The organism is Hylemonella sp. GW821-FHT10B10, assembly GCF_059415585.1.
The window spans coordinates 1,564,922-1,587,753 of record NZ_JBWKNN010000001.1 but is presented as its reverse complement, the minus strand read 5'-3'; the positions used below and the strand labels follow the sequence as shown (position 1 = coordinate 1,587,753).

The following is a 22,832-nucleotide window of genomic DNA, read 5'->3' as shown; positions in this document are numbered from 1 at the left end:
ACAGCAGTCGTCACGATCACCATGAAATTTCTCCACCTGTTCCGGAACTGGCTACGCTCCCGGCTGATGCCATTTCTGCAGCTCAGGGTGCTGCCTATTTTTCGCCACCGGGCCTTGCGGGTTGTCTTCCTGCTCCTAATCCTGGGGCTTACCGGCTACCTCTATTACCTCGATGTCACCATCCGCGAGGCTTTCGAGGGGCGCAAGTTCGCAGTGCCCGCGCGCGTTTATGGCCGTGCGCTGGAGGTTTATCCGGGGTTGAAGCTGACGCCCGCACAGCTGGTTGAGGAGTTGCGGTCCATCGGCTACCGGGAAAATCCGCAGCCTAACGACGAGGCCACCTACCGCTACACCCTTGCGGGCGTCGAATTCACGAGCCGTGAATTCGCCTTCTGGGACGGTCTTCAGCCCGTACAGCGTGTGCGCGTCGAGTTTGCCGATGGAGCGGTGGCCCGGCTCCAGGATCGGGGCGGCGAGGACAAGGACATTGCGTTACTGCGCCTGGAGCCACCGCAGATTGGTGGCATCTACCCCGGCCACAACGAGGACCGCGATCTGCTGCGCCTCTCGCAGGTACCCAAGTCCCTGATCGATGCGCTGGTTGCCATCGAAGACCGGAAGTTCTATTCGCACTGGGGCGTCGATCCCCGCGGCATCGCGCGTGCGCTCTACAAGACCCTGAGTGGTCAGCGTATCGAGGGCGGCAGCACGCTGACCCAGCAACTGGTGAAAAACTTCTTCCTGACGTCCGAGCGCACGCTCACGCGCAAGGCCAACGAAGTCCTGATGGCCTTGCTGCTGGAGCTGCACTACGGCAAGGACGAAATCCTCGAAACCTATCTTAACGAAATCTACCTGGGGCAGGATGCGAACCGCGCCATCCATGGCGTGGGCCTGGCCAGCTATTTCTATTTCGACCGGCCACTGGAGCGGCTCGAACTGCACGAGATTGCGACCCTGGTGGGCATGATCAAGGGGCCGGCCATCTACGACCCGCGCCGCAAGCCGGAGCAGGCACTGCAGCGACGCAATATCGTCCTGCAGGAAATGGTCAAGCTCGACACCATCAGCCAGACACAGTTCGCGCTGGCCCGGCAAAAGCCGCTTGGTGTGGCGCCGCGCGCGGCGACCGGCACCTCGCCCTATCCCGCCTTCCTGCAATACGTGCACCGGCAGTTGCAGCGCGATTACCGCGAAGAGGATCTGCGCAGCGAGGGTTTGCGAATTTTCACCACGCTGGATCCGCGCATCCAGCGGTCCGCGGAGCAGGCCCTGTCGCAACGGCTGGACCAGATCGAGAAGGCGCGCAAGCTGCCCCTCAACACGCTGGAAGGCTCCGTGGTCGTCAGCAGCACCCAGACCGGCGAGGTGCAGGCCATCGTGGGGGGGCGCCAGGCGCGTTATGCAGGCTACAACCGGGCCCTGGACGCGAAACGACAGATCGGCTCGCTGGCCAAACCCATCGTGTACCTGACAGCGCTCGAGAACCCGGCGAAATACACCCTGGCTACGCCGCTCGACGACAGCGAGCTGGTCTGGCGCCAGCGCGGCTCTCCGGACTGGAAACCGAAGAACTACGATCACAAGTTCTATGGCCAAGTGCCGCTGCGCACGGCGCTGGCGCGCTCGCTCAATGTGTCGACCGCGCGGCTGGGCATCGACCTGGGTGTTGACCGCATCCTGGACAAGCTGCCCCGTTTCGGGATTGAGCAGCGCCCGCCGGCCTTTCCCTCGTCCTTGCTGGGGGCCTACGAGTTGTCACCCATCGAGGTAACGCAGATGTACCAGACCTTTGCCGATGGCGGTTTCCGTACGCCTCTGCGCGCGATTCGCGACATCGTCACGGCCGATGGCAAGCCCTTGCAGCGCTATCCGCTCAACGTGGAGTCGGTCGCCGCACCGGCGCCGGTCTATCTGCTGACGACAGCACTGCAGGGCGTGGTGAAGGAGGGGAGCGCGCAAGGTTTGAGTGCCTGGGTGCCGGCCGAGATCAATGTGGCTGGCAAGACCGGTACCACCGACGACCTGCGCGACAGCTGGTTTGCGGGCTACACCGGCGATCATGTCGCGGTGGTGTGGGTGGGTCGTGATGACAACAAATCGTCCGGGCTGACCGGCAGCAATGGCGCCCTGACGGTCTGGGGCGAGATGATGAAGAGCATGCAGCCCGAGCCGCTGCAGCCGGGCATGCCTGAAGACGTCGAGCTGGTGGCCATCGATCCGCCCGCAGGCGCGAGCCACGAGGAGGCGTGCAAGATGTCCGTGCTCCTGCCTTTCATCAAGGGGTCGGCGCCGGCTGGCTCGTCCCCCTGCGACCCGTCCGAGCGACCGTTGCCCGGGCCACAAGATGCCTCTTCGGCCCGCGGCGACAACGCTGCCGGTCAAGACCCGTCCACGCAACGCAGCTGGTTCCGTAAGCTGTTCGACTGATGAAACGATTTTCTGCCTTTCTTTGGACAGCTGCGTTGCTGCTGCTAGCGGGTTGCGCCAGCGTGAGCCCCATGCTGCCGCCGGTCCCTGTCGGTGGCGGTGTGTCGTCCTCCCAGGAGCCAGGCCAGACCGTGGTCACCGCGCCATCGGGTGCGCAGGCCCAGACCAGCCCGGTGCAGGGGGATGTCGTGCCGGGAACCGAACTTCCCGCGGCTGCGGAGCCTGCACCCTTGCCACCGGCATCGGGCAACCGGGCCGTGATCGCACTGCTGGACCGGGCGCAGATGGACGCGGGAGCAGGGCGCCCGGATGCGGCCAGTGCTACGCTGGAACGCGCTTTGCGCATCGAACCGCGCAATGCGCGACTGTGGCATGAGTTGGCCCAGCTTCGCCTGGCCCAGGGGCAATATGCCCAGGCGCTCGCCTTGGCCCAGAAGTCCAACAGTTTCGCCGGTGCACAGCGTCAGCTGCAGGCCATGAACTGGCGTGTGATCGGCCAGGCGCGCATCGCCCAGGGCAATACCGATGCCGGGCAGAAGGCACTGAGCCGGGCGCAGGAACTGGAGCAGTGATACACCTGACCCGCCTGTAGCGGGGCGGGACGTTGCCTAGCGCGTCCGCATGGTGTCCAGCCAGTCGACTGGAACCGCGAAGTTGAGGTTCTGCCCGGCCTTGGTCTGGAAGGTGGTGATGCCGATGAGCCGGCCTTCCGCGTCGAACAGGCCGCCGCCGGAGGACCCCGGTGAGATGGCCGCCGAGGTCTGGATGACGGTGCCCTCGGGTGTTTCGCGCAGCGCCGAGATCAGTCCCTGGCTCAGGGTGCGGTCGAGTCCCTGTGGCGCGCCGATAGTGTAGACCGTTTGTCCCACCTGCAGGTTCTTCGCGCTGCCGCGCCTGACTTCAGGTGCCGGCAAGCCTTCTACCCGCAGGATGCACAGATCCAGATAGGTGTCAGAGGTGCCGCTGCTGGCGGTGTATTCGGCATTGCCAGATTTGACCTTGACGCTGACGGCGCGATCGATCACATGGCAATTGGTGATCACGCTTTGCGGGCCGATCACGACACCACTGCCGCGACCAAAGGGTTGGCCGTTGGCACCCAGCGATTCAACGACAACCACGCTGGGAGCGTTCGTTGCGTACAAGGTTTCGGGATTCAGAGTCAAGGTTGCGGTGCCTGGGATGTTCTGCTCCGGTGTGGGAGCTACCAGCACGCGAGTCTGCTCGACGATCACAGCGCCGTGTGGTTTTGCCGTTTTGACAGCAGCAGTCTTTTTTGCCCAGATCCAGGCCATGAGCCCGAGCACCGTGATCAAGACCAGCAGGAACACCACCAGCTTGTTGTAGGAGCCTCCGGGGGCGGATGCCTGTTCTGGTTCCAGGGGAATCTGTCGCAAACCCGCCGGGATGCGCTGTTCACGCAGCTTCAGATCGTAGGTGGCGCGGGAAATCGGGTTGCACAGCACTTCCCGCGCATGGCGCAAGACGACCTTGGCGTTGTGGTCGGTGGTCTCGGCCAACTTGTGCGCGCAGACCGCGGCAATCGCTTCGGTACTTGCGTCGGGCGCCAGACCCAGCAGTGCATACAGGTCTTGCGTCAACGCCTGGTCTCCATGGCCTGGCAGGAGCGCATGGCTTGTTTGGATTTCTCGGCCAGGGACGGCATCGGCTTGTTCCCGTTCTTTATGGTTTCCTGAAGTTCCTCGTAAGTCAGCGTGTCGGCCATGGTCTCGCCAAAACATTCGCAGACGTTGCGTGGCGCCGTGCAACTCATCATCACGCCTTTTTTGAAGTCGCTTTTCTCTTCACTCGACAAGGGGTTGTAGCCCGCGCCGCGTCCCATGACTTTCTCTGCCGTGGTGGCGCTCGTGGGGCAAGGGATGTCGGAAAAAGACACCCTGCCCTTGGCATCGGTGCATTTGTAGGCCGCTGCTTGCGATGCGACCGGAAGCGCCGTGGCCAAGGCGACGATCCACACGAACTTTGACGACATGGTAGGCAGCACCCCAAGCTTTGATAGGTCGATCGTCAAAGTGTACAAGTAAAGTTTTGCTGCCTTGGCAACGGCGAGTCTGGTCAGGGTGAGCGGGTCTTTGCCTGGGCGCAGACGGCACACGTTAACGCCAATGACCTTTTGCCAAGAGGCGTCAGCAGCCCGCCGCCAGGGGACTGTCGATCTCGGCAGGTCGATCAAGCGCGTGAATCGTTTGGCGTGGCCCCTCAACGTATCCGTGACAACTGTGTTTATGTGCGCTGTCGCACGGTGAGCGATGGCCGGGACCTCTACATTGACGAGCGAGACGGGTGATTCGACGAAGTGGGCGCCGCTGACTAAGGTACGGTGACCCGGCAGTTCATGGCCTCCGCGCGTCGACCCACCCGCCAGGTCTTCCGCCCTCAGGAAATTGCGTGCGTTGCAGCGCCTTTTCAGCCTTTCCATCCTTTTGATTCCGCGACTTCGGTTGTCGACTGATTCTTGTATTTTTGTTACACATCATTACACTGGTTTACATCTAGTTACAGATGGCGAGGTGTGAGAAAAGAGCTACCGGTTCCATTGGCTGCGAAATGTGAAGAAGGGGTGTTCTCGATGGCATGGCCTGAAGGAAAAATGAAACACATACCTTGGATGGTGGCGGGCGCACTGCTCCTGGCGGCTTGGGGCGTGCAAGCCCAAACAGTGGTGCCGCCGGCGACGGCCGAACCGGGCCGTCTGCGCGAACGATTCGATGCACCGGCGGCGGCGCCGACGGAGGCGCGGCTGCCTGAGCTCAAAGGAGCTACCGAGGCGGTCTTGCCCGAGGCTGTCAAAGCCTTGCGTGTGACGCTACGTGCGATCCGGGTCGAGGGCAGTACCGTGTACACCCCCGCGCAATGGCAGGTGCATACCGACCCGTTTCTCGGACGCGAAATAAGTGGCAGCGACATCTTTGCCCTGGCGCAGGCCCTGACGGTGCAATACCGCAACGATGGGTATTTCCTGTCGGTGGTGGTGGTCCCGCCGCAGTCGCTGGCAGACAGTACGCTCACCCTGCGCGCCGTCGAGGGGTATGTGGCCAGCGTGCGCATCGAAGGGGACCCGCGCCTGCGCCCGCAACTGGAGGAGATTGCCGCGAAGATCGAGGCTGCGCGGCCGCTGTCGGCCCAGGTGCTGGAGCGCTATCTGCTGATTGCGAATGACTTTCCCGGCGTGCGGCTGCGCAGCGTGCTGTCGCCATCGCAAACACTGGGGGCTGCCGACCTGACCCTGATCGCCAGCGTCAAGCAGGTGGAAGGGTTTGCCTCGATCGATAACTACGGCACCCGCTATCTGGGCCCTAACCAGGCCACGGTGGGTGTCACCGGCAACCAGTTGCTCGGCGTCAATGACCAATGGCGTTTCATCGGCGCCGGTACGGGTAATACGCAGATGTCCTACGCCCAGCTTTCCTACAGCCAGGTGTTGAATGAGGAGGGGCTGACGCTGGGGCTGTCGGCCTCGCAGGCCCGCACCCAGCCTGGCGACACCCTGCGAGCCTTCGATGTCCGGGGCTATTCGGATGCGATGGCACTGACACTGAGCTCTCCCTGGCTGCGCACACGCAACCACAGCCTGCTGGCGCGTGTCACCTACGACCAGGCCGATATCCGCAGCGAGATCCTAGGCTCGCGCGTGAGCGACGACAAGATACGCGCGCTGCGCACCGGCCTGACCTGGCGCTTGCTGGACGGTCTCGACGGGCAAAACAACCTCGACGTCGATTTCAGCCGGGGTGTGGGAGGAACGCAGGGGGACGATGTGCTCAAGAGCCGTGTCGGTGCCGATGGGCACTTCAGCAAGCTGACCTTCGACTACGCGCGTTTCCAGCCGCTGGGCGCCCGCTGGGGTGTCAGTATGGGACTCGCCGGGCAGTGGACCCAGGACACACCTTTGCTGTCGTCCGAACAGTTTGCGCTGGGCGGGCGCCGCTACGGCCGGGCCTACGAGGCGGCGGAGCTGGTGGGCGATCGGGGGCTGGCCTTCCGACTGGAGCCACGTTATGCCGTCCCAGTGGGCGGCAGTGGCCTGCGCTCCTATCACCTGTTCAGCTTCTACGACATAGGCGAGGTCTCCAAGGTTGGCAACCAGCCTGCCGGCACCCCAGCCAGCCAGAGCCTGGCTTCCGCCGGATTCGGCACCCGTCTTTTCATGGCGGGGCCGGCAACTGCGCAGTTGGAAGCCGCCTGGCCCCTGACCCGACCGGTCGCCAGTCTCCCGGACGACGGCAAGGCCGTGCGCCTGCTGGCCTCACTACTGATCCAGTTCTAGCGACCGGACCGTGTTTGCGAACCAACTTCTGAAAGGTTCACCATGACGAGCAAACGACTTCCTTCTCCTTCTCCAGGACGACGCACGGCTGGCATGCCTGCTGGTCTTCCCCTCAAGACCCTGCCGCTAGCCGTGGCCTTGTGCTTCTGCACGCTGAGCCGGGCCGACATCAACCCGGTCATCGCCGGCCTGCCCATGGGTGGAACGGTGGCGGCAGGCAGTGTGGCCAGTGACCTGACGGGCAACAGGCTCACGCTGACCCAGACCGGCAACCGTGCCGTCATCGATTGGACATCCTTCAATATCAATGCGGGGAAAACGGTCGAATTCGTGCAACCCAGCGCCACGGCAGCCGTGCTGAACCGGGTCTCGGCCAACGCCGGCATGTCCGAGATTTATGGCACCTTGTCGGCCAATGGCATGGTGCTGCTGATGAACCCGAACGGCGTTCTGTTCGGGCAGGGCGCGACCATCAACGTTGGTTCCCTGATCGCCACCTCGGGAACGGTCAATGCCGGACGGTTCATGGACGATGTCAGCGATGGCGTCATCGCCATCACTGGCGCTGCGGGCAGTGTCCGCAACGAAGGCAGTATCACTGCCAGCAGTGCGGGCCTGGTGGCTCTGGTGGCGCCCTCGGCAGTGAACCATGGCAGCATCACGGCCACAGGGGGGCGGATCGCCCTGTCCGGGACCGATCGGGCCACGGTGACGCTCAACGGTGGCCTCTTCGAATTCGCATTGCCCGCGGGCGCTGTCGGCACGAGTGTGTCCAACGACGCCGGCGCCAGCCTGGTCGGGGCGCAGTTGCTGATAAGCACCGGGGACGCCGCCAACCTCCTGTCCGGTGTCATCAACCTGGAGGGGGTGCAGCAGGCCAGCAGTGCCCTGGTGGTCAACGGCGATGTCGTGCTGCTCAAGTCTGCGCTGAATGCGCCCACCGTCAGCGGCAACTCGAACCGCATCGATGTCAGTCCGGGGGGGCGCGTGCGTGACGCGATCAGCATCGCCAAGACCGGCATGCCCGGTGCCGGCGCGACGGTGGTCCTCAAGGCTGGCGACCATATAGAACAAGTCGCGCTGAACAAGGCGAATCTGACCTTGCTGGGTGAGAGCGGTGCCCGGCTGCTGGTGCCCGACGTAACGGAGGTCAATGGCATTACCCTCAGCGCCGCCAACGTGACGGTGGAAAACCTGGAGATTGCAGGGCCTGTCAATCAGCCGTACTACGACTACTACGCCACGACTCGCCCCAACATCAGCCGCGGGATTGCAGTGACTGACGGCATCACCGGCTTCACGATCAGGAACAACAATCTGCATGACCTGCGCACCGGCATCCTGATCCATGGTCGCAACAGCACCGGCAGCGTCAGCGGCAACCGCATCGAGAACACCAAGGGTGGCATCTCGGTGCAGTACACCGACGCCAGCGGCATTGCCATCACCGGCAACAGCCAGGGGCCGATGGGCAACGAGTGGGGCCTGAACCTGCACCTCAACGGGCATCTCTCTGGTGGCACGATTGTCAGCAACACAACGCCCATCGCCAATGCGCCCACCCTGGGCTGGCAACAGAGCCTGCTGGACCTGAGCAGTGCCAATAGCACGCCCAACAACGCCTGGACGGTGCAGGACCAGGGTTACACCGCGTCCAACCGCACGCATGTGCAGGTCGCAGGCAGCGGGGCCGCCAGCAACCAGGGCAGCCGGCTCACTCCGATCAACACCGTCCAGGGAGGCATCAACGCGGTGGTCAGCGGCGGCACGGTCAAGGTGGCGTCCGGCAGCTACACGCAGGCTTCGACCTTGAATGTCAACAAGGCGCTGACGCTGATCGGCGCCGGGGAGGGGGCGACCACCATCGATGCGCGCAGCATCACGGCAGGTTACGGCATGCTGGTGAATGCCGATAACGTCACCTTGCGCGAGTTCACCATTTATGGGCCTTCGGCCTTTTACGCATCGGCCTACGGCATCAAGGTATCGCCTTCGGGCGCGGCGGATGCACGCCTGCGCAACTTCACCGTCATGAACGTGACCGGCCGCGGCGCAGGCAAGGCCGAGCTCGACCTCAACGGGGTCGACGGGGCCCTCATCGACCATGTCACCCTCAACGGCGCGCCGGTCGGCAACGATGGGGGTACCACGCAAGGTGCAGGCCTGCAGATCACCGACAGCGCCAATGTGACGGTGCGCTACAGCACCACGCTGAACAACGCCTGGGGCGGGGTAGCGCTGTACCAGTCCAACAGGAGCTCGGGCGGCTACAACCAGCGGGTTAACAACATCAGCATCGAAGGCAACAACCAGTTCAACGAAGTCAATCCGGTTTACCTGCAGGACGAGTCGTCGCTGCATGATTTCGGCACGTTGAACATTGCCGGCTTCGGCTACGCCGTGCGCAATGGCGTCAGCGTCGACAGCAACCAGTACACCTGGTTGCAGGCCACGCAGCAGAAAGCCTATGACTTCGCGGTCAATCTGCCGGGGGTGCCCTCCAGCACCATCCAGGGCTGGGATGGCGGTTCCCGTACGCAGAACTTTGAGGTCGGCGTCGGTCACCTGGCGGGTGGCGGTACGCAGGCGATGTCGATTGCGACCGCGATCAGCCAGTCCGGCAGCGGCGCCCGGATCTCGGTGGCCAATGGCAACTACAACGAGGCCGTGAGCCTGTCCAGCCGGCGCGATCTCAGCTTTGCCGACGCGACCTTGCAGGGCCTGACGCTCCAGGCCGGCGCCGCCGATTCGGGCGTCGGCGGTCGGGTGACGGTCCAGGGAACCGGCGGCATCAGCTTTCAGGCCCCCGTGCGTCTGCTGGCCGACACCCGGTTGGGCACGAACGGTGCTGACATCAACCTTGATGGCCACATCAACAACGCCACAGGTGGGCCCTACAGCCTGACCCTTATGGCGGGTTCCGGCAGCAGCCGCGGCAACGTGCGCATGAGCAGCGGCGGATCGGAAAGCAGTCCCCTGAACCAGCTCAATGTCAGCTCGAACCGCTACAACCTGAGCGACACGCTGTGGGTCCAGAGCTACCAGATCAATGCCCTGGGCCTGGTGGCGCTGAGCAACCATACCCTGCGTGCCATGGATACCGCAGGCAACAACACGCTCACCACCGACGGCGATGTGACGGGGAGCACCGTCAGCCTGGGCAGTGTGGTGGTGCAGAGCAGCGGTGACGTCACAGCCAATGTCAGCGCGGGCGGCAACGCAACTGTGGCCGGTAACAACATCACGGGCACGATTTCGGGGACGGACGTGGCTGTGACGGCACAAGGCAGTGCGAACGTGGCCGTCGTGGCCACGCAGACGGCCACCCTGAGCGGCGACTCGGTGACCGGCTCCGTCAGCGCACCGGCGGCGGTGGTGGATTCTGGCAGCGGGGTTCAACTGACGTTGAATACCCAGACGGCCACGGTGCATGCCGATGGGCCGGTCAATCTGTCTGGCGGCTCGTCCAGCCTCAGCCTGGATGCGCCTGGCGGCAACGTCAGCGGCAATTTCAGCCAGGTCAGCAACGCCGGTGGCGGTGTCTTCACCGTTAACGGCCGGCCGGAGCTTGCCCATAGCCTGACAGACAACGCGGGCAACAACCGTGTGGTGCCCGATCGCTCATCGGTCACGGGCCATGTGCCGCCTGACTCGGTGGGGGACAACATGCGTCCTTTTTGGGGTGTATTTGCTCTGCTGGAGAGTGCGCAGATGGCGCGCAGTGCGCCAGCCGAGGCCGGTGGTGCGATCGATCACGGTCAATCGGTGGAGATCGATCTGTCTCCTGGTAACGAAAAGGAACCAAGGTAGCTTGGCCGGCATCCAACAGCGGTGTCTGGCTTGCGTGGGTGCAATGGTGTTAGATTCAGCCCGTCACACGCGGGGTATACCCGGTGTGGCAGATAACCTGATACTGGAGTGAGATCATGATGAAAAAATACGGATGCCTGTGTTGCCTGCTGGCGGTTCTTGCCATGCCTGTGGTGCATGCCGAAGAAGAGCGTTTTGTGGACAAGGCCGGTCGCACGATCAAAAAAGGTGGCGAGGCGACGCAGGAGGGCATCGAGAAAGGTGCTGCAGCTGCTGACAAGGGGGTGGGCAAGGCCTTCGGTACCGTCAACGAGAAGGTGTTCAAGCCTGCCGACAGCTGGATCCAGAACAAGGTCAACAATAAAGGCAGTGCGGAGAAACCGTCTGACAAATAGGCCGGTTTGGCGTGCCGCAGCAACCCTGAGGGCGTCAGCCTTCAGGGTTTATTTTTTGCCGTAGATGAAGTCGATGATGACGGCGTGGAAGCGCTCGGGCTGTTCCAGGTGCGGCGCATGGCCCACGCCATTGAATTCCTTGAGCACGGAACCCGGGATGCGCTGCTGCGCGGCACGCCCCATGGCCGGGAAATTGCCCATGGGCTTGACCACCTCAGGCGGTGCAAAACGGCGACCGAAGACCGTGCGGTCGTTCTGTCCGATGATCAGCAAGGTTGGCACCTTGAGCTGGGGCAGCTCGTTGATGATCGGACCGTCATAGATCATCTGGTAGGTCAGGGCCGAGACCAGGGCGAAGTGCGGATAGTCACCGCTGAGCTGCACGCGGGCGAACTGCTCGACAAAACGTTCGTATTCGGGTTTCCAGACCGGGAAGTAGCCTTTGACGAAGTTGCGGTAGCTGGCTGGTGTCTGCGCCATTTCCAGCTTGACGAGGTTGGAGAGTTGTTGCGGCGGGATGCTGGCCACGTAGTCTTCCAGGCCCAGGGGGTTTTCCAGCACCAGGGCGATCACACGTTCCGGATACCGACGCGCGTAGTGCACGCCCAGCATGCCGCCCATGCTGTTGGCGATGACGGTGGTCCGGTTGATCCGCAGGTGGTCTAGCAGGCGCGCGGTGTTCTCGGCCAGCATGGCGAAGGTGTAGCGGATCTCGGGCTTGGACGATTTGCCGAAGCCGATCTGGTCCGGGGCGATCACGCGGTAGCCATAGGTCGACATGACGCGTATGGTGTTGGCCCAGTAGTCGGAACCGAAGTTCTTGCCGTGCAACAGCAGCAGGGTCTGGCCGTTGGGGTTTTCCGGTTTCACGTCCATATAAGCCATGCGCACGGGCCGGCCCTCCACCTCGAACTGCAGCATCTGCACCGGATAGGGATAGGACCAGTTCTCCAGGGCGGCGCCCAGGGGCTCGGCGCCAGCGTAGGTGGGGCCAGCATCCTGGGCTTGAGCGCCCAGGCCGCCGACGACCAGCAGCAGGCCGACGGCCAGGAGGTGGATGCGATGCAGGGTTTTTTTCATGTCGGAGCCTCGTCTATCGTCTGGGGTGTTCTTCTCGACGAATGCCATCCGGGTCGGGTCAGGGGCATGGACACGTGAATGGCAAGTCGAAGGACTTGATCATGCCATTGTCGTTCCGAAGTCGACGGTCACGAGGACCTGTGCCCTGAAGTTTGGGGCGCCACTGTAAAAGACTGTGACAGAGATCGTGGCTGCGCCGCAGGTTCCGGGTTTGCTGGAGAGCAAGACCGGGGCACGTCACTGTCAATAATTGTTGTAGACCCGCTCCGGCACCGTCGCAGCCTGTACAGGCGCCCGGGCCTGGCCCGTCACGCGCCGGGCGCCATCGAAGCGACGGTTCCAGTAGTTCACGCGCATATCCTCGATGCGCACAGCGGCGCCCGGTTTGGGAGAGTGGATGAACTTGTGGTCGCCGACATAGATGCCCACATGGCTGAAGGTGCGGCGCAGGGTATTGAAGAAGACCAGGTCGCCGGGCTGGAGCTCGGTGCGCTCGATCTGGTAGGTGGCGGCGGCCTGTTGTGCCGCATTGCGCGGCAGCATCAGCCCCAGCGTCTGCTCATACACGGCGCGCACGAAGCCGCTGCAGTCGAAACCCGAGTCATAGGTGTTGCCGCCGCGGCGGTAGGGCACTCCCAACGCACCCATGGCCGCTACCACCAGTTCCGACATGCGGTCCATGGGCTGCTTGGCGCTGGCGCCGTTGGTCGTCGTCTCGGGTGCTTCGTTGCGTGCTGGTGCGGGAACGGCTTGTGACGGCGTGGCGGCTCGTGTCGACGAGTCTCCCAGGCCGCGCGCATTGAGAAAGCGGTCCAGCTCGTCATCGCCCACGCCGCTGGCGCCAGCGCGCGCACAGGCGAGCAGGCTCAGCAGAAGGGCGATACAAGCGGTACGCATGCGGTTAGCATAGGGCGGCGCGCAGGCTTGTGTCAATTAAAGCTTTTTCGTGAAAATAACGATAAGTCATTGATTTAAAACAAAATATCCAAGAGATTCATCTGTATGTTCAAAGCTCTCGTGTTGGACAATGCCAACGGATTCCAGGCCTCGGTGCAGGACATCGACGAAGCCCGTCTACCGGCGGGCGACGTGACCGTGGCCTTGCAGTACTCCACTCTCAATTACAAGGACGGTCTGGCCATCTGCAACAAGGGCCCTGTGGTGCGCAGCTGGCCCATGGTGGCGGGCATTGATGGCGCCGGTACGGTGCTGGAATCCAGCCACCCCGCCTGGAAGGCGGGTGACGCCTTTGTGCACAACGGCTGGGGTGTCGGAGAAACCCATTGGGGTTGCCTGGCCGAAAAGGCGCGCCTCAAGGGAGACTGGCTGGTCAAACTCCCGAGGGCCTTCACGCCGCGCCAGGCCATGGCCATCGGCACGGCCGGCTACACGGCCATGCTCTGTGTGCTGGCGCTGGAAGACCGCGGCGTGAGCCCCGGCGCTGGCGAGGTGCTGGTGACCGGTGCCACCGGGGGTGTGGGCAGCGTGGCCGTGGCCCTGCTGGGCAAGCTGGGGTACCAGGTCGCGGCCGCTACCGGCAAGACGGCCGAGGCGGATTACCTGAAGGCCCTGGGTGCCAGCGCCATCATCGACCGTGCCGACCTGGGAGCCGCTGGCAAGCCCTTCCAGAAAGAACGCTGGGCTGCAGTGATCGACGCCGTGGGCTCGCATACCCTGGCGAACGCGCTGGCGCAGACGCGCTACGGTGGCGTGGTTGCCGCCTGCGGCCTAGCCCAGGGTATGGACCTGCCGACCACGGTGATGCCTTTCATCCTGCGCGGGGTCACGCTGGCGGGGATCGATTCGGTCATGGCCCCTTTGCCCAAGCGCCAGCGCGCCTGGGACCGCCTGGCGCGCGACCTTGATCCGGCACTGCTGGAGCGCATGATCGAGGAAGTGCCGCTGGACGGCGCCATCGCCAAGGCCCAGCAACTCATGGCCGGCCAGGTGCGCGGACGTGTGGTGGTCCGCATAGCCTGAAGGAAACAAGATGCTGCTCGAACTCGATGATTCCCAACTCCTGCTGGTCGACTACCAGATCAAGCTGATGCCGGCCATCCACGATGGTCCCAATGTGCTGTCCAACGCGCGACGTCTGGCGCAGCTGGCGCGCCTGCTCAAGGTCCCCGTCTTCGCCACGGAAGAGAACCCCGCAAGCCTGGGGCCCACCGTGCCTGAGCTGCAGGCTTTGATCACGCAGGGCGGTGGCAAGACCTTTGCCAAGATGAGCTTCAGTGCCGTGGCCGATGGCCTGGCCGATCTGCTGCGGCCACCGGCACGCGCGCCGCAGGGCAATGCGCGCAGCCTGCCCAAGCATCTGCAGAAGCCGGCCCAGCCGGCCGACGGGCGTAACACCATCGTCATCGCCGGTTGCGAGACGCATGTCTGTTTGCTGCAGACGGCACTGGACCTGCTCGATGACGAGTTCGAGGTCTGGGTCGTGACGGACGCCTGCAGTTCGCGCACGGAGCGCAACCGCGATGCGGCCTTCGATCGCCTGGCTGGTGCGGGTGCTGAACTGGTGACGACCGAGATGGTGGCTTTCGAATGGCTGCGTTCCGCCGAACATCCGGCTTTCGACGAGGTGCTCAAGCTGGTCAAGGCGGGCGCGTGATCCGCGACGCATGCAAAGGCAGATCATGAAACACATACTGGCGGGCAGCTTCTGTGCCCTGTTGGCCGGATTGGCCGCCGCGCAGGCGACGTCCCCTGCCGCAACCAGCCCGGTCACGACGGCCGATGGCAGCTACGTGGTCGATCCGCGCAGCAAGCTGGCCTGGCCGCGCTGCGTGGAGGGCATGGCCTGGAATGGCAAGACCTGTACCGGGCAGCCGCGTGAGATGACCTATGGCGAGGCGGTGGCACTGGCGACGGCACGCTTCAAGGCCGAGGGCGTGGCCTGGCGTTTGCCGCGCCTGACAGAATTGCGGCGCTGGGCCGCCAGCGAGCAGGGCAAGGCGCTGTTTCCGGCGGCGCCGCAGGACTGGTACTGGACCAGCACGTCGCGGATCGACACGACGCAGGCCAATCCCTACCACTATGGGAACATCCAGCAAGGCCGAGCCGGGACGCAGGACCAGCTGGGCGTGCAGCAGGGCTGGGCCTTGCACATGGGCACCGGAGAGGCGCGAGGCGATGTGGGCCGCCGTACCCCGCTGGTGGTCAGGCTGGTGCGCCCACAGTTCTGAAGTCGCCGCAGAGAGGCAAAAAAAAGCGCCCGTCGGGCGCTTTTTTATTCGGGGCGTTGTGTTCAGGCCTTGCCGTGCTTGGCGATCAGGGCCCGGGCACCGTCCAGCAGCTTTTTGCCATCAAAGCCGCGCTTGTTCATATCGGCCACCCACTCGTTGTCGACTTCGCTGGAGCGCTTGACGAACTCCTGGGCCTCGGCATTGCTCAGGGTGTAGATGGTGTTGCCGCGTTCGACCGTGGTCTTGCGCCCGGGGATATCGCTCTCCTGCTGCTGTTTGCCCAGCCAGCCCGAGGTGGCCAGACCGGAATTGTTGTCGATGACTTTCTTGAGGTCGGGCGCCAGCGACTCGTATTTGGCCTTGTTCATGGTCATCACGAAGGTCGTGGTGTACAGGCCAGGATGGCCGGCTGGAAACTCGGTGTGGAACTTGGTCAACTCGTGCACCTTGACGGCCGGCACCACTTCCCAGGGGATCACGCAGCCGTCGATGGTGCCCTTGGACAGGGCGTCGGGGATCTGCGGCAGCGGCATGCCCACCGGTGTCGCGCCCACGGCCTGCAGCAGCTTGGTGACCTGGCGGGTCGGACCGCGCATCTTCAGGCCCTTGAGATCGTCCGGGGTCTTGATCTGCTTGGCTTTGGTGTGGAACATGCCGGGGCCGTGCACGTGCAGGGCGATCGGGTGCGTGTCCTTGAACTCGTCAACTGCGACGGTCTGCACGTATTCCCAATAGGCCTTGGAAGTGGCCTCGGCGTTGTTGAGCATGAAGGGCAGTTCGAACACCTCGATGCGTGGAAAGCGTCCGGCGGTATTGCCTGGCAGGGTCCAGACCACGTCGACCACGCCGTCGCGTGCCTGGTCGTAGAGCTGCACCGGCGTGCCGCCCAGTTGCATGGCGGGGTAGGCTTCAAACTTGATGCGGCCACCCGAGTCTTTCTCGACCTTGTCCATCCAGGGCTTGTGCATCGTCAGCCAGACGGCCGACATGGGGGCCATGAACGTGTGGAACTTGAGGGTCACGCTCTGCTGGGTCAGGCCCAGGGTCGGGACACCGAGTGCTGCTGCAGCAGCGGTGGATTTGAGCAGGGTACGGCGCTGGATCATGTCTGTCTCCTCTTGGTTCTCTGTTCGCACCTTAGCCGAAATCAGCCTGGGCACGTGCTGGGGCTTTCCCTCAAGTCTTGCACCAGGGCGGTGTCAAGCTACGTACTTCACCAGCCAAAGGGAGATGGCCGGGAAGAAAAGCAGCAACAGGGTGCGCAACACATCGCTGGCCAGGAAGGGCATGACACCGCGGTAGCTCTCGCTGATCGGCACGTCTTTGGCCATGCCGTTGACGACGTAGACGTTCAGGCCCACGGGCGGCGCCAGCAGGCCGAAGCCCACCGTCATCAGCACCATGATGCCAAACCAGATGGCCACCGACTCGGGGGGCATGCCGAAGTCCAGGCCCATGACCATGGGAAAAAAGATCGGGATGGTCAGCAGGATCATGGACAACTCGTCCATGACCGCGCCCAGCACCACGTAGAGCAGCAGGATGGCGCTGACCACCATGAGCGGCGGCAGGCCCCAGCTGCCAACCAGGCTGGCGAGCTGCGTCGGCACCTGGGTCAAGGTGAGGGCGGAGTTCATCAGGTCGGCGCCGATGAAGATCATGAAGATCATGGCCGAACTCTCGGCGGTGGCATAAAAGCAGTGCTTGAGCTTGGCCAGTGTGAGTTCGCGCAGGATCAGTGCCGCGATGAAGGTGGCGGCTGCGCCCACGGCTGCACCTTCGGTCGGGGTGAAGATGCCGCCGTAGATGCCACCAAAGACGATGAGGAAGATCAGCGCGATCGGAATAACGCCCCTGAGCGACTGCAGCGTGATCTTTTCCGTGACCACGTCGCCCGTCGGCGCGTGCCCCGGGACCAGTCGCACGTAGATCCCGATGGCGATCATGTAGCCGATCATCGCGATGATGCCGGGCACCATTGCGGCGGCGAACAGCTTGGCGATGTTCTGCTCGGTAAGGATGGCGTAGATGACCAGCGGCACCGAGGGCGGGATCAGGATGCCCAGCGTGCCGCCGGCAGCCAGCGTGCCGGTGGACAGGCGGCCCGAGTAGCCATGGCGTTTCATCTCGGGCAGCGCCACAGAGGTGATGGTGGCTGCCGTGGCCACCGATGATCCACAGATGGCGCCGAAGGCCGCGCTGGCCATCACGGCGGCCATGGCCAGCCCGCCCTTGAAGCGCCCCATCACAGCGCTGGCGAAGCCGAACAGGGCCTTGGAGATGCCGCCCTGCGTGGCGAAATGCCCCATGAGGATGAACAGGGGGATGACCGACAGGTCGTAGCTGGCGAAGCGGGCGAAGGCCTCGGTGTTGAGGAAGTTGGCCAGGGGCAGCCAGCCGGCCTGTGCCACGTAACCTATGGCGCCGGCGACGAACATCGAGATCGCGATCGGGATGCGCACGGCCATCAGCAGCAGCATGATGCCGAAGATCAACAGGGTCATGCTCAGGGGGCTCACTGGGAAATCTCCATGCTGCGCATTGCGGTACGAGTGCCCCAGGACGGCCAGGCGGCGCTCATGCCTGTGTCTCCGGCTCGAATCCCAGTAGACCCTGGCACAGGCCAATGAGGGCTGTGAGGATCAGGGGCGGGACCATCAGCGTGTAGACGATCCACTCTGGGAAGCCCAGCATCATGGTGGCGGACTGTGTGTTCCAGGCGCTCAGTCCGCCGAGTACCGTGCGCCACGCAAGCAGGGCCAGGCACAGGCCCAGTATCAGGGCACCGGTCCGGTCCAGCATAGCGTTGGTGCGCCCGCTCATGCGCGAGGTGAAGAAGTCCACAATGATGTTGCCGCGCCGGAACTGGCACCAGGGAAGGAAGAGGGCGATGGCCGCACCGGCAACCACGCCCGTGAGTTCGAAGTCACCGACCAGCGTGGTGCCCGTGGTGTTGCGCCCCAGGACGCTGATGCAGGTCATCAGGGTGATGACCGTCAGCAAGACGCCAGCCAGGATGGCGCAGAACCCGGCCAGCTTGCCCAACAGTTTGTAAGTCATGCGCCGGGATTGTAGGGGCGCCAGAAGGTCAGACCACCTTGAGCTGGATAGGGGTCAACCCTGCCACGCCGCCTTCGATCACATCACCGGGTAGCACGGCCGCCACGCCTTCGGGTGTGCCGGTATAGATCAGGTCCCCAGGCTTGAGCTCCCAGGCGGTGGTGAGGTGTTCGATGATCTCGCCGATGTTCCAGATCAGCTTGGTGACGTCGCTGCGCTGGCGGTCCTTGCCGTTGACCTGCAGCCAGATCTCGGCCTTCTCCACGTCGCCGGCCTGGGCCGCGGGCGTGATGGCCCCGATAGGGCAGGCCTCGTCAAAGGTCTTGCCGATGCACCACGGACGGCCCAGCTTCTTCTGCTCGCCCTGCAGGTCGCGGCGGGTCATGTCCAGGCCAGCGGCATAACCCCAGATGTGCTTCTTGGCGTCGGCCGCCTTGATGTTCTTGCCGCCGGTACCGATGCAGGCCACCAGTTCCATTTCGTGGTGGAAATCCTTGGTGAGGCTGGGGTAGTGCAGGGTGCCGGTCTGGCCAGGTTCGATGACCAGACAGGTGTCGGCCGGCTTGATGAAGAAGAAGGGAGGTTCGCGGCCGGTGAAGCCCATCTCCTGTGCGTGGGCCACGTAGTTGCGGCCGACGCAGTAGATGCGATTGACGGGGAAACGGTCCTTGCTGCCGACCACAGGGACGGATACCTGCGCCGGTGCGGTGATGACAAAACTCATGCGAGCCTTTCTTCCTTGTGGATGCCCAGGGCCTGCTGGACCGGGCGGTCTGAAAAACTGAACAGCACACAACCTGGGTCGGACTGCAGTCGCAGCGTCTGCCAGGACGGCACGACAAAATGGTCACGTGCTTGCACATCGAATCGTACCGTTCCTTGAGGCCCGGCGATGTACGCAGTGCCCGCACCCTCCACCACGCTGTAGACCGCGCCGTCGGTCTGGCGCGCCGGTTTGCCGTCGAAACCGGAAGGCAGGCGCTGCAGAAATGGCTGCAGGGTGGGCATGGGTGCTGCGCCGGTCAGCGGGTTGATGTAGCGCAGCTTGTAGCCATCCCAGGCGTCCAGCGGTGCGCTGCGCTCGAGCTGGTGCAGGGCCTCGCGGCTGCGCTCGTAGGGGTAGCTGAAGATGGGCGAGGTGGCGCCGAAGGGCGCGTCGCCGCGCACTGGCGCCATGTTGTGGCCGTAGCGGGCGAGGCTGGCGCCCTCGGGGCGGGTGACGGCCTGCGACCTGGCCGTGCCGTTCTCGGCGAAGCCCGCATCGAAGAAGCGGATCATCGGTATGTCCAGGCCATCGAGCCAGACCACGGGTTCGTCAACTTCGTTGCCGTGGTCGTGCCAGGTCCAGCTGGGTGTGATGATGAAGTCACCCGGGTGCATGGTCGTGCGCTCACCGTCCACGGCCGTGTAGGCGCCTGAGCCTTCGACGATGAAGCGTAAAGCACTTTGCGTGTGGCGGTGGCTGGGGGCGACCTCGCCGGGCAGGATGAGCTGCAGGCCAGCGTAGAGCGACTGGGTGATGGCCGACTGGCCACGCAGCGCCGGGTTTTCCAGGATCAGCACGCGGCGCACGGCTTCCTCGGCCGTGATGACCTCGCCGGCGCGTTGCAGGTAGGGCCGGAGCGCTTCGTATTTCCAGAGGGCCGGTAAGCAGGGGGAGAGCGGCTGCGCCGGCACCAGCGCGTGCAGCACCTCCCACAGGGGGGTCAGGTTCAGCGGCGCCATGTCGCGGTACAGGTCCTGGCGCGCAGCGGCGGTGGGATGTGGGGCGTTCACGGCTGTCTCCTGTGGGCTGGCATGGCCATTCTATTAGTAAGCATGCATAGTGTCTGCAACCGAGGTATCGGGTTTTCCCCGGGCTGATGCGGGTAATACACTCGGGTCATGTCCAAAAGCTTCGATTTCCAGCATGCCCCGGGGCACCTGATCCGGCGCGCCCAGCAATGCGCAGTGGCCCTTTTCATGGATGAAACGGCTGCCTTCGATGTCACGCCGGTGCAGTTTGCCATGCTCAATGCGCTCATGGAAGCGCCCGGTACCGATCAGGTGACGCTGGCCGGCCACGTGGCCTTCGACCCGGCCACCTCCGGCTCTGTCATCGGCAGGCTGGAGGCCAAGGGCTGGGTGCGGCGGGAGGCCGATGCGCAAGACCGTCGGCGCAAGTTGCTGTGGGTGACACCCGAGGGCGAGCAGATCGTGCAGCAGATGAAGCGGGTGGTGGCGCGGGCGCAGACACGCATCCTGGGGCCGCTCAATGCGGCCGAACGCGAGCAGTTCGTGCGTCTGCTCGGCAAACTTGTTGCCGGGCACGAGAAGGACTAACCCCCAGGCTCCGCGCTCTACGCGCGCTGCGCCACCCCCTAAAGGGGGCAACGCCAGTGGCCCGGCAAAGCCGGTTCCACGGCGTTTTGCGAACAAGCCTTGGCCTGGCGGCCTTCGGCAATGGCTAATCTCGCGGTCTCAGCTGGACTTCGCGAGCAGGGTGAAATGTTCCACCTGCGGGGGCGATGCGAAGAAGGGCCCCACGATGGCGCGCCACTCGGCAAAGGCCGGCGACTGGCGGAAATGCACGGTGTGGTCCTCCAGCGTGTCCCAGAAGATCATCAGCACATAACGCTCCGGGTGCTCGATACCCTTGTTCACCTTGAAGCCGCGGTAACCCCGGGCCTTGCTGATGACGGTGGCCAGCCCGCGCTGGATGGCCTCGTCGAAGGCGGTCTGCTGATCGGCGTGGATGCGGATATCGGCAATCTCGAGAATCATGGGGTGGGTCCTCCGGTTCGGTAGGGCCGCATTGTCTCTCAGGTTCCGTTTCCGGTTTATCCTCAGTGGCATGAAGCTGCACAACTACTTCCGCTCTTCCGCCTCTTTCCGCGTGCGCATAGCGCTGGAATTCAAGGGCCTGGCTTACGACTACCTCCCCGTGCACCTGGCGCGGGGTGACCACAAGCTGGCGGCCTATGCCGAGGTCTCGCCCGACCGGCTGGTGCCGTTGCTTGAGGACGAAGGTGGTCGTTTTTCTCAGTCCATGGCCATCATCGAGTACCTCGACGAGACCCATCCCGAGCCGGCCCTTTTGCCAAAGGACCCTGCGGGCCGCGCCCGGGTGCGCGCGCTGGCACAGTCCATCGCCTGCGAGATCCATCCCCTGAACAACCTGCGTGTGCTCAAGTACCTGGTGCGGGAGCTCAAGGTCAGCGAGGAGGCCAAGAACAGCTGGTACCGCCATTGGGTGCGCGAGGGCCTGGAGAGCTTCGAGCGCCAGCTGAGCACCCTCGCCGCGCAGCGTGAGAAGGATGGCCTGTTGCCCTCGGTCTATTGCTGGGGCGACACACCCTCGCTGGCCGACTGCTGCCTGGTGCCGCAGATATTCAACGGCAAACGCTTCGACGTGAATCTCGACGGCCTGCCCCGGACCATGGCCGCTTTCGACGCCTGCATGCGGCTGCCTGCCTTCCAGCGTGCCGAGCCCTCCAGCTGTCCTGACAACGAGCCCTGAGCGGAGCAAGGCGCAGTGCATCCCGACTGGATCGTTCCGCGATGGCCGGCACCTGCCACGGTGCGGGCGGTCTGCACCACGCGTGTCGGTGGCCGTTCACGGTCGCCTTACGACAGCCTGAACCTGGGCGACCATGTCGGTGACGATGCCCTGGCCGTGGGCGCCAACCGAGCGCTGCTGGCCCAGGCCCTGGGCGCGCGGCCGGTGTTTTTGCAGCAGGTGCATGGTTGCGGCATTGCGACCCTGGACGCACATACCTTGCAAGGGACAGAGGCCGACGCCTGCCTCACACGCGAACGCGGCGTGGCCTGCACGATCATGGTGGCCGACTGCCTGCCCCTGCTGTACACCGATGGCCGTGGCAGCTTCGTGGCCGCCGCCCATGCAGGGTGGCGCGGCCTGGCCGGGCAGGGGGGGCTGGGGGTGCTGGAAAACCTGCAGTCGAGGCTGGGTGTCGCTGCGCGCGAGATCCTGGTCTGGCTGGGACCCTGCATAGGCCCGCAGGCCTTCGAGGTCGGGCCCGAAGTGAAAGCCGCTTTCGAGGCGCATGACCCGCAGGCGGGGGGCTGTTTTCGTCCCGCCAAGGTGCCGGGCAAATGGCTGGCCGATCTGCCGGCCCTGGCCAGGCGGCGCCTGGCGGCACAGGGCATCCAGCAGATCTATGGCAATGACGGCTCACCATCCTGGTGCACCGTCAGCAACCCTTCACGGTTCTTTTCGCACAGGCGCGACCGTGTCAGCGGCCGCTTGGCCGCCTGCATCTGGCGCACCTGAGCCGGCCTGGGCCTGCTGCCAGGCGGCCAGTTCCTCGGTCTCGCGTTGCTTGCGCAGCTTCTTGCGTCCAGGCGTGCCCAGGATATAAAGCAGCAGCGCCACCGGCCCCACACCGTAAAGGAAGAAGGTGAAAACCGCGCCCAGCACGCTGCCTACCGGACTGGTCGCTTCGGCCACGGCCATGAGCAAGGCCACGTAAAGCCAGCCAATAGCTATCAGGATCAGGAACATGAGTAATTTGATCGATATCAGGTATTCGTGGCCTCAAGCCTGACATACTGGGCGGAAGAGAACATTCAGCACGAGGA

At 64.1% G+C, this 22,832-nt stretch carries 22 protein-coding genes; 11 read left to right on the top strand and 11 right to left on the bottom strand.

What is annotated here, in order from left to right:
* The first annotated feature begins 21 nt into the window (after positions 1-21).
* Both mrcB and AC07NT_RS07770 read left to right on the top strand, forming a co-directional pair.
* A complete protein-coding gene (gene mrcB / locus AC07NT_RS07775) occupies positions 22-2,430 on the top strand; it encodes a penicillin-binding protein 1B (protein ID WP_498597047.1) in 2,409 nt (802 codons plus the stop codon).
* Positions 2,430-3,002: a tetratricopeptide repeat protein gene (locus AC07NT_RS07770; protein WP_498597048.1), complete on the top strand. Its 573-nt coding sequence runs from the start codon at positions 2,430-2,432 to the stop codon at positions 3,000-3,002. Before mrcB ends, AC07NT_RS07770 begins: the two co-directional genes overlap by 1 nt.
* A gap of 36 nt (positions 3,003-3,038) precedes the next feature.
* Here the strand turns inward: AC07NT_RS07770 and AC07NT_RS07765 are convergent, their stop codons facing one another.
* A complete protein-coding gene (locus AC07NT_RS07765; protein ID WP_498597049.1) occupies positions 3,039-4,031 on the bottom strand; it encodes a trypsin-like peptidase domain-containing protein in 993 nt (330 codons plus the stop codon).
* Positions 4,028-4,624 (bottom strand): DUF4124 domain-containing protein, encoded by a 597-nt coding sequence (locus tag AC07NT_RS07760; RefSeq protein ID WP_498597050.1) that lies wholly within the window; start codon positions 4,622-4,624, stop codon positions 4,028-4,030. Before AC07NT_RS07760 ends, AC07NT_RS07765 begins: the two co-directional genes overlap by 4 nt.
* Positions 4,625-5,041: 417 nt before the next feature.
* Between AC07NT_RS07760 and AC07NT_RS07755 the strand changes: the two genes are divergently transcribed.
* The 3 genes from AC07NT_RS07755 (at position 5,042) to AC07NT_RS07745 (ending at position 10,923) form a co-directional block, all read left to right on the top strand.
* Positions 5,042-6,718: a ShlB/FhaC/HecB family hemolysin secretion/activation protein gene (locus AC07NT_RS07755; RefSeq protein WP_498597051.1), complete on the top strand. Its 1,677-nt coding sequence runs from the start codon at positions 5,042-5,044 to the stop codon at positions 6,716-6,718.
* 93 nt (positions 6,719-6,811) lie between these two features.
* On the top strand, positions 6,812-10,528 hold the full coding sequence (locus tag AC07NT_RS07750; RefSeq protein ID WP_498597052.1) for a beta strand repeat-containing protein: 3,717 nt from the start codon (positions 6,812-6,814) through the stop codon (positions 10,526-10,528).
* Positions 10,529-10,644: 116 nt separating this feature from the next.
* Positions 10,645-10,923: a hypothetical protein gene (locus AC07NT_RS07745; protein ID WP_498597053.1), complete on the top strand. Its 279-nt coding sequence runs from the start codon at positions 10,645-10,647 to the stop codon at positions 10,921-10,923.
* A gap of 48 nt (positions 10,924-10,971) precedes the next feature.
* On the opposite strand, the gene AC07NT_RS07740 is transcribed toward AC07NT_RS07745, so the two are convergent.
* Both AC07NT_RS07740 and AC07NT_RS07735 read right to left on the bottom strand, forming a co-directional pair.
* The gene (locus tag AC07NT_RS07740; RefSeq protein WP_498597054.1) at positions 10,972-12,003 is read right to left on the bottom strand and encodes an alpha/beta fold hydrolase; all 1,032 of its coding nucleotides are present in this window, start codon (positions 12,001-12,003) and stop codon (positions 10,972-10,974) included.
* A 243-nt stretch (positions 12,004-12,246) separates the two neighbouring features.
* A complete protein-coding gene (locus AC07NT_RS07735) occupies positions 12,247-12,900 on the bottom strand; it encodes a C40 family peptidase (protein WP_498597055.1) in 654 nt (217 codons plus the stop codon).
* Between the two features lie 105 nt (positions 12,901-13,005).
* Here AC07NT_RS07735 and acuI point away from each other — a divergent pair, with 105 nt between their 5' ends.
* Genes acuI through AC07NT_RS07720 form a run of 3 tightly spaced genes read left to right on the top strand, consistent with a single transcriptional unit; the run spans position 13,006 to position 15,191 of the window.
* A complete protein-coding gene (gene acuI / locus AC07NT_RS07730) occupies positions 13,006-13,983 on the top strand; it encodes an acrylyl-CoA reductase (NADPH) (protein WP_498597056.1) in 978 nt (325 codons plus the stop codon).
* Between the two features lie 10 nt (positions 13,984-13,993).
* A complete protein-coding gene (locus AC07NT_RS07725; protein WP_498597057.1) occupies positions 13,994-14,617 on the top strand; it encodes a hydrolase in 624 nt (207 codons plus the stop codon).
* A 25-nt stretch (positions 14,618-14,642) separates the two neighbouring features.
* Positions 14,643-15,191, top strand: a complete 549-nt coding sequence (locus AC07NT_RS07720; protein ID WP_498597058.1) for an Lcl domain-containing protein — start codon at positions 14,643-14,645, stop codon at positions 15,189-15,191.
* A 62-nt stretch (positions 15,192-15,253) separates the two neighbouring features.
* On the opposite strand, the gene AC07NT_RS07715 is transcribed toward AC07NT_RS07720, so the two are convergent.
* From AC07NT_RS07715 to gtdA, 5 genes are all read right to left on the bottom strand, one after another.
* Positions 15,254-16,297: a TRAP transporter substrate-binding protein gene (locus AC07NT_RS07715; RefSeq protein ID WP_498597059.1), complete on the bottom strand. Its 1,044-nt coding sequence runs from the start codon at positions 16,295-16,297 to the stop codon at positions 15,254-15,256.
* A 93-nt stretch (positions 16,298-16,390) separates the two neighbouring features.
* Positions 16,391-17,695, bottom strand: a complete 1,305-nt coding sequence (locus tag AC07NT_RS07710; protein WP_498597060.1) for a TRAP transporter large permease — start codon at positions 17,693-17,695, stop codon at positions 16,391-16,393.
* A 73-nt stretch (positions 17,696-17,768) separates the two neighbouring features.
* Complete coding sequence (locus AC07NT_RS07705) at positions 17,769-18,251, bottom strand: TRAP transporter small permease (protein WP_498597061.1); 483 nt, start codon at positions 18,249-18,251, stop codon at positions 17,769-17,771.
* A gap of 28 nt (positions 18,252-18,279) precedes the next feature.
* Entirely contained in the window at positions 18,280-18,975 is a 696-nt protein-coding gene (locus AC07NT_RS07700) for a fumarylacetoacetate hydrolase family protein (RefSeq protein WP_498597062.1), read from the bottom strand.
* Positions 18,972-20,027 (bottom strand): gentisate 1,2-dioxygenase, encoded by a 1,056-nt coding sequence (gene gtdA, locus AC07NT_RS07695; protein ID WP_498597063.1) that lies wholly within the window; start codon positions 20,025-20,027, stop codon positions 18,972-18,974. The genes AC07NT_RS07700 and gtdA overlap by 4 nt, the downstream gene beginning before the upstream one ends.
* A 108-nt stretch (positions 20,028-20,135) precedes the next feature.
* On the opposite strand from gtdA, the gene AC07NT_RS07690 reads away from it, so the two are divergent.
* Positions 20,136-20,573, top strand: coding sequence for a MarR family winged helix-turn-helix transcriptional regulator (locus AC07NT_RS07690; RefSeq protein ID WP_498597064.1), 438 nt, complete (start codon positions 20,136-20,138; stop codon positions 20,571-20,573).
* 138 nt (positions 20,574-20,711) lie between these two features.
* Here AC07NT_RS07690 and AC07NT_RS07685 read toward each other — a convergent pair whose 3' ends face one another.
* Complete coding sequence (locus tag AC07NT_RS07685; protein WP_498597065.1) at positions 20,712-21,014, bottom strand: antibiotic biosynthesis monooxygenase family protein; 303 nt, start codon at positions 21,012-21,014, stop codon at positions 20,712-20,714.
* Between the two features lie 70 nt (positions 21,015-21,084).
* On the opposite strand from AC07NT_RS07685, the gene maiA reads away from it, so the two are divergent.
* Positions 21,085-21,750 carry a maleylacetoacetate isomerase gene (gene maiA / locus AC07NT_RS07680; protein WP_498597066.1) on the top strand — a complete coding sequence of 222 codons (666 nt, stop codon included), beginning with the start codon at positions 21,085-21,087 and terminating at the stop codon, positions 21,748-21,750.
* Between the two features lie 15 nt (positions 21,751-21,765).
* The gene (pgeF, locus tag AC07NT_RS07675) at positions 21,766-22,524 is read left to right on the top strand and encodes a peptidoglycan editing factor PgeF (RefSeq protein WP_498597067.1); all 759 of its coding nucleotides are present in this window, start codon (positions 21,766-21,768) and stop codon (positions 22,522-22,524) included.
* On the opposite strand, the gene AC07NT_RS07670 is transcribed toward pgeF, so the two are convergent.
* Positions 22,456-22,755, bottom strand: coding sequence for a hypothetical protein (locus AC07NT_RS07670; protein WP_498597068.1), 300 nt, complete (start codon positions 22,753-22,755; stop codon positions 22,456-22,458). The genes pgeF and AC07NT_RS07670 overlap by 69 nt on opposite strands.
* Positions 22,756-22,832 lie beyond the last annotated feature (77 nt).

Bases quoted from the DNA above. Each gene is read 5' to 3' on its own strand.
- mrcB (WP_498597047.1), top strand. From the start codon at position 22: ATGAAATTTCTCCACCTGTTCCGGAACTGGCTACGCTCCCGGCTGATG.
- AC07NT_RS07770 (WP_498597048.1), top strand. From the start codon at position 2,430: ATGAAACGATTTTCTGCCTTTCTTTGGACAGCTGCGTTGCTGCTGCTA.
- AC07NT_RS07755 (WP_498597051.1), top strand. From the start codon at position 5,042: ATGAAACACATACCTTGGATGGTGGCGGGCGCACTGCTCCTGGCGGCT.
- AC07NT_RS07750 (WP_498597052.1), top strand. From the start codon at position 6,812: ATGCCTGCTGGTCTTCCCCTCAAGACCCTGCCGCTAGCCGTGGCCTTG.
- AC07NT_RS07745 (WP_498597053.1), top strand. From the start codon at position 10,645: ATGATGAAAAAATACGGATGCCTGTGTTGCCTGCTGGCGGTTCTTGCC.
- AC07NT_RS07740 (WP_498597054.1), bottom strand. From the start codon at position 12,003: ATGAAAAAAACCCTGCATCGCATCCACCTCCTGGCCGTCGGCCTGCTG.
- AC07NT_RS07735 (WP_498597055.1), bottom strand. From the start codon at position 12,900: ATGCGTACCGCTTGTATCGCCCTTCTGCTGAGCCTGCTCGCCTGTGCG.
- acuI (WP_498597056.1), top strand. From the start codon at position 13,006: ATGTTCAAAGCTCTCGTGTTGGACAATGCCAACGGATTCCAGGCCTCG.
- AC07NT_RS07725 (WP_498597057.1), top strand. From the start codon at position 13,994: ATGCTGCTCGAACTCGATGATTCCCAACTCCTGCTGGTCGACTACCAG.
- AC07NT_RS07720 (WP_498597058.1), top strand. From the start codon at position 14,643: ATGAAACACATACTGGCGGGCAGCTTCTGTGCCCTGTTGGCCGGATTG.
- AC07NT_RS07715 (WP_498597059.1), bottom strand. From the start codon at position 16,297: ATGATCCAGCGCCGTACCCTGCTCAAATCCACCGCTGCTGCAGCAGCA.
- AC07NT_RS07710 (WP_498597060.1), bottom strand. From the start codon at position 17,695: ATGACCCTGTTGATCTTCGGCATCATGCTGCTGCTGATGGCCGTGCGC.
- AC07NT_RS07705 (WP_498597061.1), bottom strand. From the start codon at position 18,251: ATGACTTACAAACTGTTGGGCAAGCTGGCCGGGTTCTGCGCCATCCTG.
- AC07NT_RS07700 (WP_498597062.1), bottom strand. From the start codon at position 18,975: ATGAGTTTTGTCATCACCGCACCGGCGCAGGTATCCGTCCCTGTGGTC.
- AC07NT_RS07690 (WP_498597064.1), top strand. From the start codon at position 20,136: ATGTCCAAAAGCTTCGATTTCCAGCATGCCCCGGGGCACCTGATCCGG.
- AC07NT_RS07685 (WP_498597065.1), bottom strand. From the start codon at position 21,014: ATGATTCTCGAGATTGCCGATATCCGCATCCACGCCGATCAGCAGACC.
- maiA (WP_498597066.1), top strand. From the start codon at position 21,085: ATGAAGCTGCACAACTACTTCCGCTCTTCCGCCTCTTTCCGCGTGCGC.
- AC07NT_RS07670 (WP_498597068.1), bottom strand. From the start codon at position 22,755: ATGTTCCTGATCCTGATAGCTATTGGCTGGCTTTACGTGGCCTTGCTC.